Annotated in this window: 15 protein-coding genes and 1 pseudogene; 15 read left to right on the top strand and 1 reads right to left on the bottom strand. The window is 42.0% G+C overall.

The genetic code is table 11. From position 1 onward, the window contains the following. Window positions 1-53: 53 nt before the first annotated feature. The 5 genes and pseudogenes from H9631_RS04615 (at window position 54) to wrbA (ending at window position 4,841) form a co-directional block, all read left to right on the top strand. Window positions 54-1,607, top strand: a complete 1,554-nt coding sequence (locus H9631_RS04615) for a BCCT family transporter (RefSeq protein WP_191810371.1) — start codon at window positions 54-56, stop codon at window positions 1,605-1,607. Between the two features lie 194 nt (window positions 1,608-1,801). Then, on the top strand, window positions 1,802-2,257 hold the full coding sequence (locus H9631_RS04610; RefSeq protein ID WP_191810369.1) for a MarR family winged helix-turn-helix transcriptional regulator: 456 nt from the start codon (window positions 1,802-1,804) through the stop codon (window positions 2,255-2,257). Window positions 2,258-2,430: 173 nt separating this feature from the next. Then, entirely contained in the window at window positions 2,431-3,372 is a 942-nt protein-coding gene (locus H9631_RS04605) for a ring-cleaving dioxygenase (protein ID WP_191810367.1), read from the top strand. Window positions 3,373-3,449: 77 nt separating this feature from the next. Then, window positions 3,450-4,057 (top strand): annotated as a pseudogene (locus H9631_RS04600) (alpha/beta hydrolase). 172 nt (window positions 4,058-4,229) lie between these two features. After that, a complete protein-coding gene (gene wrbA / locus H9631_RS04595; RefSeq protein ID WP_191810467.1) occupies window positions 4,230-4,841 on the top strand; it encodes an NAD(P)H:quinone oxidoreductase in 612 nt (203 codons plus the stop codon). 451 nt (window positions 4,842-5,292) lie between these two features. Here the strand turns inward: wrbA and H9631_RS04590 are convergent, their stop codons facing one another. Further along, window positions 5,293-6,147, bottom strand: a complete 855-nt coding sequence (locus tag H9631_RS04590) for an undecaprenyl-diphosphate phosphatase (RefSeq protein ID WP_191810365.1) — start codon at window positions 6,145-6,147, stop codon at window positions 5,293-5,295. Between the two features lie 675 nt (window positions 6,148-6,822). Between H9631_RS04590 and H9631_RS04585 the strand changes: the two genes are divergently transcribed. The 10 genes from H9631_RS04585 (at window position 6,823) to H9631_RS04540 (ending at window position 17,492) form a co-directional block, all read left to right on the top strand. After that, on the top strand, window positions 6,823-8,160 hold the full coding sequence (locus tag H9631_RS04585; RefSeq protein ID WP_191810363.1) for a hemolysin family protein: 1,338 nt from the start codon (window positions 6,823-6,825) through the stop codon (window positions 8,158-8,160). A 193-nt stretch (window positions 8,161-8,353) separates the two neighbouring features. Then, window positions 8,354-8,902 carry a transposase gene (locus tag H9631_RS04580; protein ID WP_191810361.1) on the top strand — a complete coding sequence of 183 codons (549 nt, stop codon included), beginning with the start codon at window positions 8,354-8,356 and terminating at the stop codon, window positions 8,900-8,902. 69 nt (window positions 8,903-8,971) lie between these two features. Further along, window positions 8,972-9,643 carry a GntR family transcriptional regulator gene (locus H9631_RS04575; protein WP_191810359.1) on the top strand — a complete coding sequence of 224 codons (672 nt, stop codon included), beginning with the start codon at window positions 8,972-8,974 and terminating at the stop codon, window positions 9,641-9,643. 355 nt (window positions 9,644-9,998) lie between these two features. Continuing rightward, window positions 9,999-10,922, top strand: a complete 924-nt coding sequence (hpaI, locus tag H9631_RS04570) for a 2,4-dihydroxyhept-2-ene-1,7-dioic acid aldolase (protein ID WP_191810357.1) — start codon at window positions 9,999-10,001, stop codon at window positions 10,920-10,922. Window positions 10,923-11,145: 223 nt separating this feature from the next. Then, window positions 11,146-12,633 carry a 5-carboxymethyl-2-hydroxymuconate semialdehyde dehydrogenase gene (gene hpaE, locus H9631_RS04565; RefSeq protein WP_404801715.1) on the top strand — a complete coding sequence of 496 codons (1,488 nt, stop codon included), beginning with the start codon at window positions 11,146-11,148 and terminating at the stop codon, window positions 12,631-12,633. 21 nt (window positions 12,634-12,654) lie between these two features. After that, window positions 12,655-14,130 (top strand): 4-hydroxyphenylacetate 3-monooxygenase, oxygenase component, encoded by a 1,476-nt coding sequence (hpaB, locus tag H9631_RS04560; RefSeq protein WP_160705978.1) that lies wholly within the window; start codon window positions 12,655-12,657, stop codon window positions 14,128-14,130. 13 nt (window positions 14,131-14,143) lie between these two features. Further along, window positions 14,144-15,127, top strand: coding sequence for a 3,4-dihydroxyphenylacetate 2,3-dioxygenase (gene hpaD, locus H9631_RS04555; protein WP_191810355.1), 984 nt, complete (start codon window positions 14,144-14,146; stop codon window positions 15,125-15,127). A 34-nt stretch (window positions 15,128-15,161) separates the two neighbouring features. Then, window positions 15,162-15,620 carry a flavin reductase family protein gene (locus H9631_RS04550; protein ID WP_191810353.1) on the top strand — a complete coding sequence of 153 codons (459 nt, stop codon included), beginning with the start codon at window positions 15,162-15,164 and terminating at the stop codon, window positions 15,618-15,620. A gap of 295 nt (window positions 15,621-15,915) precedes the next feature. Further along, window positions 15,916-16,707 carry a fumarylacetoacetate hydrolase family protein gene (locus H9631_RS04545; protein WP_191810351.1) on the top strand — a complete coding sequence of 264 codons (792 nt, stop codon included), beginning with the start codon at window positions 15,916-15,918 and terminating at the stop codon, window positions 16,705-16,707. Then, window positions 16,707-17,492, top strand: a complete 786-nt coding sequence (locus H9631_RS04540; RefSeq protein ID WP_191810349.1) for a fumarylacetoacetate hydrolase family protein — start codon at window positions 16,707-16,709, stop codon at window positions 17,490-17,492. The genes H9631_RS04545 and H9631_RS04540 overlap by 1 nt, the downstream gene beginning before the upstream one ends. Window positions 17,493-17,498 lie beyond the last annotated feature (6 nt).

Raw genomic sequence — 17,498 nt, 5'->3', positions numbered from 1 at the left:
GCCAAGGTGCATTTGCTTAAGAGGGAATATATAAAAACAATAGGAGTGTTAATATGAAGGGAAAGAAAGCAGTCTTTTATATCTCATTAGCTTTCAGTCTATTTTTGATTAGTCTTGGTGTTTTTATTCCAAAGCAGGTGGAGAAATTTTCCACTTCATCGTTATCGTTTATTTATAATAACTTGGGATGGTTTATCTTAGGAAGTGTATTTGTATTTTTTGCTTTCTGTATGTACGTAGGGCTTTCAAAGTTTGGTCATATTAGATTAGGAGAAGACTCTGATCGCCCGGAATATAAAACAGCAACTTGGGTTGGAATGTTATTCAGTGCTTCAATTGGAATCAGCTTAGTGTTTTGGGGAGTAGCTGAACCCGTATCCTATTATATTGACCCTCCATTTGGAAATGGTTCCTCAGAGGAATCGGCTAAGCTTGCCATGCAGTTTGTTTACTTACACTGGGGCGTATCCGCATGGGCCTGTTACGCATTGGTAGGGGTATCTCTTGCCTTTTTCCAATATAGAAAAAAGCTTCCTGCTTCATTAAGTTCAGTTTTTTACCCTTTGGTTGGGGACAAAATTCGTGGGAAATTCGGTAAAACGATTGATATTATTGTTATTCTTTCTATTGTAATAGGAATTGCAACTTCCCTGGGTTTCGGAACATTGCAAGTAAACAGTGGAGTCAATGTTCTTTGGGGATTACCTGTTAATTTTAGCGTGCAAATATTCATTGTTCTGGCTGTTACATTGATCTACGTAGGTTCAACGGTATCAGGTCTTCAAGGCGCAATGAAACATCTATCGAATTTAAACATGTTATTGGCGTTTGCTTTACTTGGATTAATCTTATTTCTTGGGCCGACTCAAAGTATTTTTAAAATATTTTTCCAAGGAATTGGCGATTATGCACAAAATTTCATTGGCATGTCTTTCCGAACAGAACCCTATAATGATGGCTCTTGGATTGCGAGTTGGACATTATTTTACTTCGGCTGGTGGATTGCATGGGCACCACTTGTGGGCAGCTTTGTTGCCAGAATTTCAAAAGGGCGGACGATTAAGGAATTCATGATGGGAGCGGTATTCATTCCGGTAGTTGGTTCATTCTTCTGGTTTGCGACTATGGGAGGATCTGCTATTCACCTTATCCAAATTGATGGAGCGACTGAACTTGCAAACGCGGTATCTTCAGACGTCACGTCTGCTTTATTTAAATTCTTCGAGTATTTCCCAATGAGTACTTTTCTAAGTATCCTCGCAATGGTGCTTGTACTGATTTTCTTCATTACATCAGCGAATTCGGCAGTCTTCGTTTTAGGAATGATTAGTGAAAATGGAAATCCTAATCCAAAAACTAGGACAAAGATTGTTTGGGGAGCTGTCATTGCAGGCATTTCAATTGTCCTTATTGTGACAGGAGGATTGCAAGGGTTGCAATCTGCACTCGTCGCAGCAGCTGTCCCGTTATCCGTTATGATGTTAGTTATGTGTTATTCAACCTATAAAGGATTGAATAACGAGCTGATTTTGATGAAAAATAGCGAAAAAGAAGGAAAGGAACTTGTAATAGATTTAGAAGAGCAACAGGCAAGGAAAAAAGCGTAAGGTCAACTGAAAGAAATAACCGAGTAAAAGGTCTGAATCATGTTAGTATTGTTCAGGCCTTTTATTTTTCTGTAAAAAGTCATTCCGGATCACAGCGTCGCCTTCAAAATATTGATTCTTAAAATGGAGTTGACAAAGGAAATAGTTCATTATATAATTATCTCGAAATCGAGATAAAAGAAGGACTGGTATTAATGGACGATAAAATCCAAGCGCAAACTGAGGAAGAATTGTCCCTGAGATTATTTATTGTTTTAACAAGAGCTTTAAATGCAATAAAGAAAAGTGTGGAAGAAGAGATTAAGTCCTTAGGATTAAATCCAACGGAATTTGCTGTTCTGGAGATGATTTATAGTAAAGGTGAGCAGCCGATACAAAAAATTGGTGAGAAGGTTTTGATCGCAAGTAGCAGTATGACGTATGTAGTGGATAAGCTGGAAAAGAAAAAATTGATACAGAGAAAGGCTTGTCCGGAAGATCGACGTATCACCTATGCGACTATTACCCAAGCCGGAACAGATTTGCTGGATGCTGTTTTTCCAGAACATAAATTGGCATTGAAAGAGATCTGTGCAGGCCTAACGACGGAAGAAAAAAAGGTTATGATTAAACAATTAAAAAAGTTAGGGCAGTATGCACAGAATGTATAATTTTTTTATAAACATTTATCTCTAATTCATAATATATCAATTGGTTATAATGTTTGCCAATTAAGGAATTGTGGGGGAGAAAGATGAAGCCATAAGAAATGTTTCTCAAGCAGCCAAGTTGTTAATACAAGATAAGACATAGCTTTGATTATATAAATTTGGAGGGAAAAGAAATGACTAAAAGAACAATGGGAATTCACCACATTACAGCAATTGTAGGCCATCCGCAAGAGAACGTAGATTTTTATGCAGGAGTGCTTGGTTTACGTTTAGTAAAACAAACGGTCAACTTTGATGACCCAGAAACGTACCATTTATATTTTGGTAATGAAGGTGGAAAACCAGGAACAATCATTACCTTCTTCCCATGGGTAGGAGCGCGTCAAGGAAAAATTGGCGGCGGTCAAGTAGGTGTGACTAGTTATGTAGTGCCTAAAGGAGCCATGAAATTTTGGGAACAAAGATTGGAGAAATTCAATATCTCTTTTAGCAAAAGCGAACGTTTTAATGAGCAGTACTTACAATTCGATGACCCACATGGATTACATTTAGAAATTGTTGAGCGGGAAGAAGGAGAAATTAATTCCTGGACTTTTGGAGATGTGACTCCAGATGTCGCTATCAAAGGTTTTGGTGGTGCGACCCTATACTCAACTAAGCCTGAAAAAACAGCAGAATTGCTGGAAAAAGTAATGGGACTGGAATTGATAGGTCAAGAAGGAGACTACAGCCGCTTCCGCTCTTTAGCTGATATTGGAAATATCATTGATCTAAAAGTCGATCGTACACAAAGAGGGCAAATGGGTGTTGGGACAGTTCATCACATCGCATGGAGAGCCAGCGATGACAATGATCAACTGGAATGGCAAAAATATGTTGCTGACAATGGCTATGGTGTTACTCCTGTTCAAGATCGAAATTACTTCAATGCCATTTACTTCAGAGAACATGGAGAAATATTATTCGAGATTGCGACTGATCCTCCTGGGTTTGCTCATGATGAATCACAGGAAACAATGGGTGAGGGCTTAATGCTGCCTGAGCAATACGAACAATATAGAGACTATCTTAAACGCAGTTTGATACCGATCGAAGTCCGTAACTTAGACAAATAATTTATGTTTTGAATGAAAACGAGCTGACTGGGGGCTGTCTAGCCTCCAGTGAAGGCTCATGCTTTGGAGGGAGAGTCATAATGAAACATATATTCAATAAAGGAAAAGATCCACATAAACCAACACTTTTATTACTGCATGGGACTGGTGGCAGTGAGTTGGACTTACTACCCCTTGCAGGAAGAATTGATGAGGGCGCTTCTGTATTAAGTGTCCGGGGAATGTCTTGGAAAATGGAATGCCGCGCTTCTTTAAAAGACTGGCTGAAGGCATATTTGATGAAGAGGATCTTATTTTCCGGACGAAGGAACTAAATGAATTTCTAGATGAAGCTGCCGAAAAATATGAGTTTGATCGCAACAATATCATAGCGATTGGCTACTCAAACGGAGCCAATATCGCGGCGAGCCTATTATTCCATTATCAAGACGCCTTGAAAGGGGCAATCCTTCATCACCCTATGGTTCCTAGAAGGGGCATAGAGCTTCCTGATTTATCCGGAAAATCTGTGTTTATTGCAGCCGGAACCAACGATCCTATTTGCCCATCGGCCGAATCGTTAGAACTACAAGGGTTATTGGAACAGGCGAAGGCACAAGTAGAACTTTATTGGGAGAATCGAGGTCACCAATTAACTGCTTCAGAGGTTGAAGCAGCTAGTAAATGGTATTCAAGTCTTTCGTGAGCCGTCGTTACTTCTGATCAGCACATACTTTGGATGAAAGTGCCAAAAATAAATCTGTTAAAAATATCAAAATCGAGATATATTAAATAGTAATATATTAATTGGGAATGAAGGGGTGGCAACAATGGGTTCTTGGAGCAAACTATTTGGAAAATCAAAGGAGATGGAAGAGATGTCAAACGTTAAATTAGCGGTTGTATTTTACAGTATGGGTGGAACAAACTATCAGTTAGCTAAGTGGGCAGAAGAAGGTGCTAAAGCAGCTGGCGCTGAAGTAAAAGTATTGAAAGTTGAAGAATTAGCTCCTGCATCAGTAATTGAAGGAAATGAAGCATGGAAAGCAACTGTCGATGCAACTAAAGATGTTCCAGTCGTTACTTCTGAGGATCTTGAATGGGCAGATGCCATTATCTTCAGTGTACCGACGCGTTTCGGAAATATGCCGTCCCAAATGAAGCAATTCCTTGATACTCAAGGCGGACTTTGGGCAAGCGGTAAAACTGTGAATAAAGTAGTCAGTGCGATGACTTCTGCACAAAATCCACATGGAGGTCAAGAAGCTACTTTGTTATCCCTCTACACTTCTATGATGCACTGGGGTGCTATTATCGCAACTCCTGGATATACTGACCCAGTTACCTTCGGAGCAGGCGGAAATCCATATGGAACAAGCGTAACAGTCGGTCAAGATGGAAAAATGATCGAGGATGTTGAAGCAGCTGTAAAACACCAAGCAAAACGTACAGTTACTGTTGCAGAATGGGTTAAAAAAGGTAATCAATGACCCTTGTGATTGACAGAAAGAGCAAACGAATCGTTTGCTCTTTTTTTTGAAAGAAAATATATAAATGATTAAAGTTTTCCTTTTAACAGTTGCACATGCTTAGATTCAGTTTCGTAATCAAAGATTTTCGTTCAAACTTTAATAGGATACGAAAATCCTGCCCGAAACCTGATGCACCTGTTTCAAATTCTTCTATTATAAAGCGTAACTATTTTTTTCAAGTTATATATAATGCTCAAGGAAGTTTTTCATGATGTAATTGAAATAAGCAGCTTTGCTGCGCGGCTGAAGGGCTGCCTCCTTTTGTTTGTACTGAACAAGGCGCTTTTGCCTTTGAGCACATTTAGAACGAAGAAAAGAATTGATCTACGTCTGTGTATACAAAGACAGAAAAGGGCTGTACAGGTCATCAGTTTTACTGAATCACTATACAGCCTTCTTCTCTGCGGCGCTATTTAATGTTGATATAAATCACTAAAATAACCGCGGCCAACACAACTCTATAAATTGCAAAAGGCATCAATTTAATCTTGCTAATCAGAGCTAGGAAAAAGCGGATGGACAGCCAAGCAAAAACAAAGGCGCTGATAAATCCGACCACAAAGAATGGAATAACATCTACAGTCAGAAGGTCCATTTTTTTATATAAAGAGACAGCACTTGCTCCGAACATGATCGGGATCGCCATGATAAAAGTAAAGTCCGCAGCGGCCCGGTATTTCAGCCCCAGCAAGACCCCACCTGAAATGGTAGACCCAGATCTGGAAAAGCCCGGCCATAATGCGATACATTGGAATAGCCCAATCAAAAAAGCCTGCTTAATGGAGATGTCATCAAGGCTGGTTTTTTCCTTCGCTGCTGAACCAGATCTTGCTTTCCAATCGGCTGCCGCCATTAAAATTGCTCCTCCTACAAGGCCGACTAATACTGTTTCTACAGAAAATAGATATGTATCAATAAAATCCTCTAATGTAAATCCCAGTATGATGGCTGGAATCAACCCGATGATGATGTGTGTTAATCGAAGACGAGAATGGCCTTTTTCAGGTGCAGGAGAATTCGCCGTACGAATTCCGAACAAGCTCAAAATCCGCTGCCGAAAAACGATGGCCGCTGCTAGAACGGATCCCAATTGGATAACCACTTTAAACGTATTGGCTATTTCCTGGGATTTTAGTAACTCTGCTGATTTTAATAAAATATCATCCACGATGATCATATGGCCTGTCGATGAGACAGGAGCGAATTCGGTCATACCCTCAACAAAGCCCAATATTAATGCGACAATGAATTCCCAAATGCTCATTTCTATTATTTCCTCTCTTTCAAATCAATGGGTCTATTTTACATGTAAAAGGCGAGAAAGAAAACAAGAGATTTCCGGCTGCCGCCTTTAAGACTTGTCCACTCTTATAATACGTGTTATTTTTCACACTTACTACGCCCCTTTAGAAAAATGTGGTTTTTTTAACGAACTTCTAAAAGAAATCTCTTCCTTCGATCGGCGATTAGTTTGGCGAAGCCAATAGATTTTTGGGTAGGAACGCTTGTTTTCTATTGAGCCAAAAGATAAAATACATATAATCAAAATATTTAGAAGTGGGGTGATTTTCCTTCAACAAAGACTTGTCCGAGTTATGTTCGGTAAGGGAGATCACCTTACCACAACGTACTTATCAATGCACTTGTGGTCTAACGATTGATAAACTACAACTCTGGAGCTTATTAGCGACGTCTAATATCCAGTATACAGGAGGGGCTAGCTTGGTTCATTTCGTCAGCTACCAAAAATGGTGATTACCCAAGAAGCCCCCACTTCAAGCCAGCCAAAAAAAACGGATGATAAGTGGCAGGGTAGTTCACTATATGCACTTGAGAAAACGTATAGTATAATATTTTATAAAAGGTGTGTTCGGCCGTCAGGTCGACAGGCAATCTTAATTCTTGGGAGGTGTACGCCTTTCTTTGAAAGGCGAACTATTTGGACGTTGCCAGTTTACTCTTAATCGCACTATTAATTGCAATGACCGCTTTTTTCGTAGCAGCAGAATTTGCTATTGTAAAAATTAGAAGTAGCCGTGTGGACCAGCTGATTGAAGAAGGAAAACCGGCGGCTAAGGCAGTAAAGCATGTTATTACACATATGGATGAATATTTATCAGCATGCCAGCTTGGGATTACGCTTACAGCCCTTGGAATCGGCTGGTTGGGTGAACCAGCAGTTAAATCATTGTTCGATCCATTATTTGAAAAGTTGGAGCTCGGACCGTCTGTCACTCAAATGTTGTCAATTACAATTGCTTTTTTGATCATCACTTTTTTACACGTAGTCGTTGGTGAATTAGCTCCAAAAACAGTGGCTATTCAAAAAGCAGAGGAAATTTCCTTGATGACTGCCAAGCCGTTGATTTGGTTTTACCGAATCGCGTTTCCTTTCATCTGGGTACTCAACGGTTCTGCTCGCTTACTGGCGAAAGTATTCGGCCTCCATTCGGTATCGGAACATGAAGTCTCCCATTCCGAAGAAGAGCTTAGAATCATACTGTCTGAAAGTTTTAAAAGCGGTGAGATCAATCAATCTGAGCTGACATACGTAACAAATATTTTTAAGTTCGATAACCGGGTAGCCAAAGAAATAATGGTACCGCGGACAGAAATGATCTCTTTTTCAACAGAAGAAGAAATTGAAGACTGGGTAAATGTCATCCAGGATGTAAAATTCACACGTTATCCGATATATGAGGGTGATAAGGACAATATTATCGGACTGATTAATATTAAAGATATTTTGCTGGAGCAAATTAAAAATAGGGATTCGGACAGCGAATTAGAAATATCGGCATTTATCAAGCCTGTGATTCATGTGATTGAGACGATCCCAATTCGGGATTTGCTGCTTAAAATGCAGAAGGAACATACACATATGGCGATCCTGCTTGATGAGTACGGTGGAACTTCGGGTCTTGTTACGGTCGAAGATATAGTAGAAGAAATTGTCGGGGAGATTCGGGACGAATTTGATACAGATGAGGTGGAAGATATCACAAAAGTAGGGGAAAACCACTTCATTTTCAGCGGAAAAGTCCTGATTCCAGATGTCAATGACCTTCTCGGGACCCATCTGTCTGATGAAGACGTTGACACACTTGGCGGATGGATCTTATCTAAGAAATTTGATGTAGTAGAAGGGGAAACTCTTCATTCGGATGACTTTGCTTTTAAAGTCACAGAGCTGGACGGACACCAAATCCACTTTATCGAAGTCTTCAAAGAAGAAAAAGCCGAAGTGGAAGAAGAAGCAGAACTGAATAAACAATGAAAAAAGCGCTGAGGCGCTTTTTTTTGATGTCTTAAGGGGGTCATCTTAAGGGGGTCTCTTAAGGGGGTCAGACCCCCAGTGCGTTAATGCGTCACAGTGTAGAAGAGATTCAAAAATAAAGCAGGAATTAGTTGAAAGGTGTCGAATAGCCTTAAATAGCAATAAAAAATTAAAGTAATAAGGGGTGTTGCCTATGGCGAGAAAAATAAGAGTTTGGTTTCCTGGCGCTGTCTACCATATAACCAAACGTGGAAATCGACGTACTTCCATTTTTTATGACGATTGGGATCGGCTTACCTATTTGAGAATGTTTAAAGAAGTCCGCTCTGAGTTTCCTTGTATACTCCATTCTTATTGCCTCATGTTTAACCACATTCATCTCCAGTTGGAAACAATAGACCACCACCCAAAGTATATCATGCAAAGACTCAATTCTCGTTACGCTATTTACTTTAACCAAAGACATTCACTGGATGGCCATTTATTTCAAGGTCGTTATGGATCAAAGCTGATACTTTCAGAAGATTATTTCCTCAAAGTGAGCAAGTATATTCACTTAAATCCTGTTGAAGCCAACATTGTCTCATCCCCCGAAAAATATAAATGGAGCAGTTGTTCAGCCTATTTTGTCCCTCAGGATAACCCATACATCGACAAAACTCGCACGCTATCGTACTTCCCTGCCCCTCCTGAAAAACACTACCAACGCTTTATTGAGCGGGAACAAGAGGAAAACCTTTAACGCGTTAAAGTGGTGGGGGTCAGACCCCCTCTTGACTTCATATATGATTTTACATATGATGTATGTATGATGAAGAAAGAGAATAAACAACAAAGAGCTTATCGAATTATTAAGTCAAGGATTGTAGAGAAGGTTTTTGGACCCGGACAAAGGATTGTGATTGATCAGCTGGCAAGGGAATTACAGACGAGTTCTATCCCGATCAGGGAAGCGATCCGCCAGTTGGAGGCGGAAGGACTGATTGAGTATAAGCACAATATTGGACCTGTTGTTTCCTCTATCAATGAGTCCGAATATTACGAGAGCCTGCAGGTTCTTGCTGTGCTTGAGGGCTATGTAGTGGCATCCTGTTCACAAAATTTCCCGGCAGCCAAGATCATGAAGCTGAAAGAAAAAAATAAACAGATGAAGGAGGCTTTAGAGGATTTTGATATTATTGCGTTTGCTAAATTGAATACTGAGTTTCACCATCTGATTTATGAAGAAAGTACGAATAAGGTTTTGGTTGAAAGTATTCAAACACTATGGAAACGTTTGGACTCCATCAGAGGGATCGGATCAACGCTCTATTCTGTTAGGGTAAAAGAGTCAATCAAGGAACATGAAGAAATCATTTCATTGCTTGAAAAGAAGGCAGATCCGCAAAAGATTGAAGAATTGGTTCGCATGCATAAATTCCGCACAGCGGAGGATTTTGAAAGACGTCGTTCGATCAGAATGGAAAATACATCAGAGAGTTAAGAAACAGAACGCTAAAAAACTGTTTCTTGCTTTTAAAAAAATGAAAGCGGTTACTAAATTTAACTTCATTCAATAGAAGTCTTCTGCTTCTGTAAGTGGTGAGATGAATGTGTATTGGTATTTCATTCAGTGGAGGTTCAAATCCGGCAGAATGAAGTTAAAACCTCTGGCAGATGGCACCTTATTTTCAGAGGAAATGTATCGACTTTATCTTGATAAAATCTGGGCGCAAAATATGAAAAGGAGAATTTGATTCCAAAAAAATATTTGACATAATATATATAATCATATATGATTTAATTGTTCAGAAAATTAATCAGTATTTAAATAACTTTTATATAGGAGGATTATGAATATGTCGTTTAAAGAAGCCAAAGAAAGATTCAGAGGGTCGATTGCTCCGGTTATTACTCCATTTAATGAAGATGAAAGCTTGGATTTGGAAACGTTTAAAAATTTAATCGACTGGCAGATCAAAAATGGGAGCCACGGAATTTCTGTTACTGGAACAAGCGGTGAGCCGAGCTCCTTGACGGTGGATGAAAGAGAGCTTGTCATGGAGACTGCAATGAAAGCGGTTGCTGGACGTGTCCCTTTCCTTCCGGGAACAGGATCCGTCAATCATAATGAAGCCATTAGATTGACAAAAGCTGCTCAAGAAATGGGGGCAGACGGTGCAATGGTCATCGTCCCTTATTATAATCGACCAAACCAGCAGGCGCTTTATAAGCACTTTAAAACGGTTGCTAACTCTGTTGATATTCCAATCATCCTATATAATATCCCTGGTAGAACAGCAGTAAACCTTGAAGTTGAAACGATCAAGCGTCTCGCAGAAGACTGCCCGAACATTATCGGGATCAAGGAGTCAAATAAAGACTTTGAACATGTGAATCGTGTGCTTTTAAAAGTGGGTCGAGACTTCAACCTGTATTCTGGAATCGAGCTTCTTTGCTACCCAATGCTTGCGATCGGCGGAGCTGGACACATTAGCGCTACTTCCAACGTTGCACCAGGACCTGTAGCTGAAATCTACAATGCATGGGCGGCAGGCGACGTGAAAAAAGCACAAGATATGCACTTTGAAATGATGGAACTGAACGATGTTCTATTTAAAGATACAAACCCTGCAGTGGCAAAAGCTGCTCTTGGCATGATGGGTAAAATCAAGCCGGTACTACGCAAACCAATGGATATCCCTTCAGAAGCTCTGCAAAAAGAACTGCGTGAAGTCCTTGTAAACTATGGAATTGAACTGAAAGACGAAGTAAAGAGCTAAAAGCGTTTTGAGCTTAATAGATCTAAACGAAAAGCTAATTTTATAGATTAAAAACGTCTTGCACAGCACGGGAAAGTAGGATGACTACAGGATTCGGCTTGTGAGGGGTTGCTTGCCTCCAGTGAGCCGAAGCTAAAAGCGGGTTCCTGCGAGCCCGCCCCCGAAACGGGAATCTTAAAGGAAGGTGACTATTTTGGCACAAAATACAGCAGAACAGGCTAAAATTCGTGAACATACCCAGCAACCTGATATCAGTCTATTTATCAATGGAGAATTCACAGAGGCTGAAAGCGCGGTCTATTACGATAACCCAAGTCCATTCACAAACGAGAAGATCAACCGTGTAGCAGAGGGAAGAAAAGAAGATATAGAAAAGGCTGTTCAAGCAGCTAAAAAAGCGTTCAAGGAAGGCCCTTGGGGTAAAATGAAAGTTTCCGAGCGCATGAAATATATTGAAAGAATTGCAGATTTGATTGATGAAGAGGCCGAGGAGCTTTCTTATCTTGAATCGCTGGATACAGGACTTCCAATCGCACAGACACGGAACATGGCGGCGCGTGCTGCGGAGAACTTCCGATTCTACTCTCGCATGGTGCAAATAAAACTTCACGGGGAAGCTTACATGCAGGGAAGCGAGTTCGTCAACTACACAGTGTATAATCCGCTTGGTGTTGTTGGACTGATTACACCATGGAACGCACCATTCATGTTAACAACGTGGAAAGTTGCCCCAGCGCTTGCGACTGGGAACACAGTTGTTTTAAAACCGGCAGAGCTTTCACCGCTTACAGCAAATAAACTGGCTGAAATCATTCAGAAAGCAGGCCTCCCTGAAGGTGTATTCAATATTGTTCACGGATTTGGGGAAACAGCAGGAGCTTCACTCGTAGCTCATCCTGACGTGGAAGCGATTTCCTTTACTGGGGAAACAGTGACAGGATCTGTCATTATTAAAAATTCGGCCGATACGTTGAAAAAGACTTCCATGGAGCTTGGTGGGAAATCACCGTTGATCGTGTTTGACGATGCTGATTTTGACCGCGCTCTTGATGCGGCTGTATGGGGATTGTTCTCCTTTAACGGCGAACGCTGCACAGCGAACTCTAGAGTATTCTTGCACAAAAACATCAAAGACAAATTCGTCGAAGCGCTAAAACAAAGAGTACAAAATATCAAAGTTGGCGATCCGATGGATTCTTCTACCCAATTGGGGCCACTTATTGATAAAGGCCACTTTGAAAAAGTGAAAAGTTATATTGAAATTGCCAAAGAAGAAGGCTGCGAAGTCATCCAAGGTACAGTTCCAGAGGAGTTCAAAGCCGGAAACTATGTACCTCCAACACTGCTCTTAAATGCTACCAACGATATGAGAGTTGCTCAGGAAGAAATTTTCGGACCGGTTATGGCTGTCATTGAGTTTGAAACAGAAGAAGAAGTGATCGCAGCAGCAAACGACGTCAAATATGGGCTTGCGGGCTATGTCTGGACGAACGACATCAAGCGAGGACATCGCGTAGCGCAAGCAGTCGAAGCAGGAATGCTGTGGATCAATGCCCAAAACGTACGCGATCTCAGAATCCCATTCGGAGGGACGAAAGCCAGCGGTATCGGGCGTGAAGGCGGCCATTATGCCATCCTGGAATTTTATACAGAACCGAAAGTCATTCATGTAGCCATCGGCGATCACCACATACCGCAATTTGGGAAATAACGATAAGGAGAGTGAATCTAAATGCCAGCAAAAACAGGGAAAGAATACTTAGAACGACTAAAAAAAGCAAACAATAACATTTACATTCATGGGGAAAGGGTTGACGACGTAACGGAGCACCCTGCATTCCAGGGCGTAACAAAATCGATGGCAAGATTGTATGACCTGCAATATGAAAAGCCTGAGAAAATGCTCTATACTTCACCAACAACTGGAAATAAAGTCGGCATGACTTATAAAATCCCTGAAACAATTGATGATTTAATTGCACGCCGCGAGGCCATTCAAGAGTGGGCTCGCACTTCAGGAGGGATGATGGGACGCGCTCCAGACTATATGAATGCTGAAATCATGGCAACTGGTGCTGCCGCTGACTTCTTCGCAGAAGCAGATCCTCGATTTGCTGAAAATTCAAGAAAATACTATGAGTATGCTCGGGAAAACGACTTGAGTTTAACTCATACCTTGATCCATCCGCAAGTTAACCGTGCAAAAGCGCAGGCAGAACAGAAAGATGCGAATGTTGCTCTTCACCTTGTAGAAAAGAGGAGCGACGGAATCATTGTTGACGGTGTCCGTTTGCTGGCAACACAAGGCGGTATCACAGACGAATTAATCGTCTTTCCATCCACTGTGAACAGATCTGATACGAAGGACGACCCATATTCTCTTGCATTTGCAATTCCGAACAATACGGAAGGCTTGAAATTCCTAAGCCGTGAGGCGTTTGACTATGGCAAGTCGAGCTGGGACCATCCACTTGCTTCCCGCTTTGAAGAAGGGGACGCGATCGTATCATTCGATAACGTATTTGTTCCTTGGGAACGTGTGTTTGTTTGTGGAAATGCCAGCCTTTGCAATAGGACCTTCAAAGAAACAAACGCTGTTGTCCATATGTCACACCAAGTTGTCTCTAAGAACATCGTGAAAACAGAGTTCATTCTGGGTGTTGCCCTTAGCATCATGGATGCCATCGGAATCGATCAATTCCAGCACGTACAGGATAAGGGTGCTGAAATTATGCTTGTACTCGAAACAATGCGCTCACATATGTACAAAGCAGAGCATAATGCACAAATCGATAAATGGGGCATGATGACGCCTGACTTTGCGGCACTTGATGCAGCACGGAACTGGTATCCACGTATCTACCCACGCCTTGTTGAAATCGTCCGAATCCTTGGCGCATCTGGTTTGATGGGAATACCGACACAGTCTGACTTCGAAAATGAAGACATAGGAGCGATTCTTGACCGCGGACTTCAAGGCAAAAACCTCAATGGTTACGAGCGTGTCCAACTGTTCAGGTTGGCGTGGGATATGACCTTGAGTGCATTTGGTGCAAGGCAGGCACACTATGAGTACTACTTCTTTGGTGATCCGATTCGTATGGGTATGACATACTTCGATGGTTATGAAAAAGACCAATACAAAGATTTCATCTCAGAGTTCCTGAAAAAGGAACCTTCCTCCAAGCCGCATTTTATAAAAGCATAAGGAGGCAAGTCTGATGGACTTTAATATCATTCGTTGCGCACGTATAGTCCTACATGTGACTGACCTAGAAGCATCCAGAAAATTTTATGTTGATACACTCGGTTTTATCGAGACAGAATCAGATTCAAACAATCTGTATTTAAGAGGATTGGAAGAATACAATCATCACAGCATCCATTTGAAAAAAGCTGAAAAGCCAGCTGTGGAAGCTCTTGGCTATAAAGTAGCCTCTGATGATGACCTGGACGCATTGGATACATTTTTTACAGCAAAAGGATTTCAGACGAAATGGACGAAAGAAGGAGAACAACATGCCCTGCGACGTACACTTCGTGTACAGGATGTCTCGGGCCTGCCTCTCGAATTCTTTGCTAAAATGGATCATGTGGAACGCCTCCTTCAGCGTTATGACCTGTATAAAGGGGCGCGTGTTCAAAGAATCGACCATTTTAATTGCATGGTAGAAGATGTGGAAAAGGCACAGGACTTTTACATGAAAGATTTGGGCTTTGCCTGCTCAGAGTATACGGATACGAAAGAAGGCAAAGTATGGGCAACCTGGCTCCATCGCAAACAGACTGTTCATGACCAGGCATTTATGAACGGCGTAGGTCCGCGACTGCATCATATCGGTTTTTGGCTTCCCGATCCACTTGCATTAATTCATGCATGCGATGTGCTGGCAGCTTCCGGGTACGGAAAAAGCATCGAGAGAGGGCCAGGACGTCATGGATTGTCCAACGCATTTTTCTTGTACTTGAGAGATCCAGATGGACATCGAATTGAGTTTTACAGCGGTGACTATTTGACAAGTGACCCAGATTTTAAACCAATCCGCTGGGATATCGATGACCCGATGCGTCAGACATTCTGGGGGCACGCAGCGCCAGATAGCTGGTTTAACGAAGCGTCTATGGTCTTGGACGTCAACAGCGGCAAGGAAGTGCCGACGAAGAAGCCGAAACTTGCCCAGCGAAAGCCTGAGTTTGTGATATAAAACATAGAGAAAAAGAAAAAAGGGGGAGAGCGGAATGGACGATCGTCTGTTTAGAACAGCAATGGGGAAATTCGCAACGGGAGTTACAGTCATTACAACAAAGACTGGGGAAAATGTTCATGGCATGACAGCCAACGCATTTATGTCAGTGTCCCTGAACCCGAAGCTCATCCTCATTTCCATCGGAGAAAAGGCGAACATGAACCAACTCATCAAAGAATCAGGAAAATTCGCCGTCAGTGTGCTAAATGAGGGGCAGCAGGACCTGTCCGCTTATTTTGCCGGCCAGATCAAAGAAGAAAGAGACGTGGGGTTCGATACATTCAACGAAATGCCAGTCATCAAAGATGCGCTTGTGAACCTGACGTGCAATGTTCATGAATCCGTGATTGCAGGAGATCACACACTATACATTGGCGAAGTGACTGACCTTCGCGTGACAGATGGGGAAGCGCTCGGATTCTTCGAGGGTAAATATAGAAAAGTTGTTTAATTTTATCCAACAGAAGCCGCCACTTCTCTAAGTGGTAAAAGATGTAGATATTCCATTCAGTGGGGTTCAAACCTTATCTGAATAATGTTAAAGCCCACAGACTTTCAGTGGAAATGTAATGAACGGAGCTCGATAAAATCTGGGCACATTTGATAAGGAGTCCCGCCTGTCTTCACGATTTTTTGGAAGACGGACGGGATGTTTCTGTCGGAGGCTGTTGGTCTCCTTATGTGGTGAATCATAAAGGGGTAAAGAGAGCAGCTAGTATTTTTTTAAAAAAATAAGGAGTGAGAATATGAGTCTTGTCAAAGCAAGCCTACCAGGGCTTGCCGTTTGGGATGAGATCCAGGCGAATCCTGCTGAAGCAACGGTTGAATGGCGTGGTCAAAAACAGTCTATTGCACACGTATCTTGGAATCCTCCTGTAACCGGAACCGTTTATGGCGTGCTGTTGAACTACCAGGGAGAATACAATGAATTAAAAGGGCAATTCAATGAGGCACCTTATAAACAGCCTCCGAAAGCTCCGATTTTATATATCAAGCCTGCGAACACATTGTCAGGCTGCAATCAGCCGATTCCGCTTCCGAAAGGGGAGGAAGAGCTTGCGGTCGGTGCAGCGCTTGCGGTCGTGATTGGAAAAACAGCCACTCGCATCAATGCGAAAGATGCGTACGATTATATTGAGGGTTATACGATTGCGAATGATGTCAGTATTCCCCATGAAAGTTATTATCGCCCTGCCATCAAGCAGAAGGCGCGCGACGGATTCTGCCCAGTCGGGCCGTGGATCGTTTCCCAGGACGACGTGACGGACCCGGGGCAGTTGGAAACCCGCGTGTACATCAATGGAGAATTGAAGCAGCAAAATAATACAAAGAATTTGATTCGCTCAATTTCGACTTTACTAGAAGACGTGACCGAATTTATGACTCTTCGAAAAGGCGATGTCTTGCTTGTTGGTGTTCCGGAGCAGCAGCCACGTGTAAAAGACGGTGATGAAATTCGCATTGAAATTGATGGGGTCGGTGTTTTAGTGAACCAGGTTGTATCTGAGGAAAAGCTGGCTGAAGGAGGTCATGCATAATGAAACAGGCACGGGTAGCTTGCTTTGGTGCAGTGCACGATGCTGTTGAAAAAGATGGGAAGCTTGAACTTATGGATGGCCGGATTGTTTTTGAAGATGAGGTTGTCTGGCTTCCGCCAATCGAACCGAGAACCACGTTTGTTCTGGCATTGAATTATTCCGACCATGCCGGCGAGCTTGCTTTTAAAGCTCCTGAAGAGCCGCTGGTCTTTTTAAAGGGACCAAATGCATTCATTGGCCACAATGCACAGACACGACGGCCAGCAGACGTTACATACATGCACTATGAGTGTGAGTTGGCAGTAATAATCGGGAAAAAAGCCAAAAATGTGAAGCGTGAAGATGCCTACGATTACGTGAAAGGCTACACCATTGCAAACGACTACGCCCTCCGGGATTATCTCGAAAACTATTATCGTCCAAATTTTCGGGTGAAAAACCGCGACACATGTACACCTTTGGGACCTTGGTTCGTGGATGCAGCGGATATCGAAGATCCAATGAACCTAAAGCTTCGTACCTATGTGAATGGAGAATTGAAACAGGAAGGAACAACAAAGGATATGATTTTCGACGTTTCTTACCTGATTGAGTACCTGAGCAGCTTTATGACATTAGATGAAAATGACATCATTTTAACGGGAACTCCGAAAGGAACAGTAGATGTTGTTCCTGGGGATGAAGTCATCACAGAAGTTGAAGGGCTGGGCCAACTGAAAAATACAATTGTTGGAGATGAAGTTTTTTCCATCAAAAGCAGCTCTGAAAAAAGCACAGTCAAATAAATGAGG

Source organism: Bacillus norwichensis (assembly GCF_014836955.1).
GTDB classification, from domain to species: Bacteria; Bacillota; Bacilli; order Bacillales; family Bacillaceae_C; genus Siminovitchia; species Siminovitchia norwichensis.
The sequence above is the reverse complement of the archived record's forward strand: the minus strand, read 5'-3'. Positions and strand labels throughout refer to the sequence as shown.

Excerpts from the sequence above, each read along its gene's own strand:
- wrbA (WP_191810467.1), top strand. The coding sequence starts at position 4,230 with ATGTCAAACGTTAAATTAGCGGTTGTATTTTACAGTATGGGTGGAACA.
- H9631_RS04580 (WP_191810361.1), top strand. The coding sequence starts at position 8,354 with ATGGCGAGAAAAATAAGAGTTTGGTTTCCTGGCGCTGTCTACCATATA.
- H9631_RS04610 (WP_191810369.1), top strand. The coding sequence starts at position 1,802 with ATGGACGATAAAATCCAAGCGCAAACTGAGGAAGAATTGTCCCTGAGA.
- H9631_RS04540 (WP_191810349.1), top strand. The coding sequence starts at position 16,707 with ATGAAACAGGCACGGGTAGCTTGCTTTGGTGCAGTGCACGATGCTGTT.
- H9631_RS04590 (WP_191810365.1), bottom strand. The coding sequence starts at position 6,147 with ATGAGCATTTGGGAATTCATTGTCGCATTAATATTGGGCTTTGTTGAG.
- H9631_RS04615 (WP_191810371.1), top strand. The coding sequence starts at position 54 with ATGAAGGGAAAGAAAGCAGTCTTTTATATCTCATTAGCTTTCAGTCTA.
- H9631_RS04550 (WP_191810353.1), top strand. The coding sequence starts at position 15,162 with ATGGACGATCGTCTGTTTAGAACAGCAATGGGGAAATTCGCAACGGGA.
- H9631_RS04605 (WP_191810367.1), top strand. The coding sequence starts at position 2,431 with ATGACTAAAAGAACAATGGGAATTCACCACATTACAGCAATTGTAGGC.
- hpaD (WP_191810355.1), top strand. The coding sequence starts at position 14,144 with ATGGACTTTAATATCATTCGTTGCGCACGTATAGTCCTACATGTGACT.
- H9631_RS04575 (WP_191810359.1), top strand. The coding sequence starts at position 8,972 with ATGAAGAAAGAGAATAAACAACAAAGAGCTTATCGAATTATTAAGTCA.
- hpaB (WP_160705978.1), top strand. The coding sequence starts at position 12,655 with ATGCCAGCAAAAACAGGGAAAGAATACTTAGAACGACTAAAAAAAGCA.
- hpaI (WP_191810357.1), top strand. The coding sequence starts at position 9,999 with ATGTCGTTTAAAGAAGCCAAAGAAAGATTCAGAGGGTCGATTGCTCCG.
- H9631_RS04545 (WP_191810351.1), top strand. The coding sequence starts at position 15,916 with ATGAGTCTTGTCAAAGCAAGCCTACCAGGGCTTGCCGTTTGGGATGAG.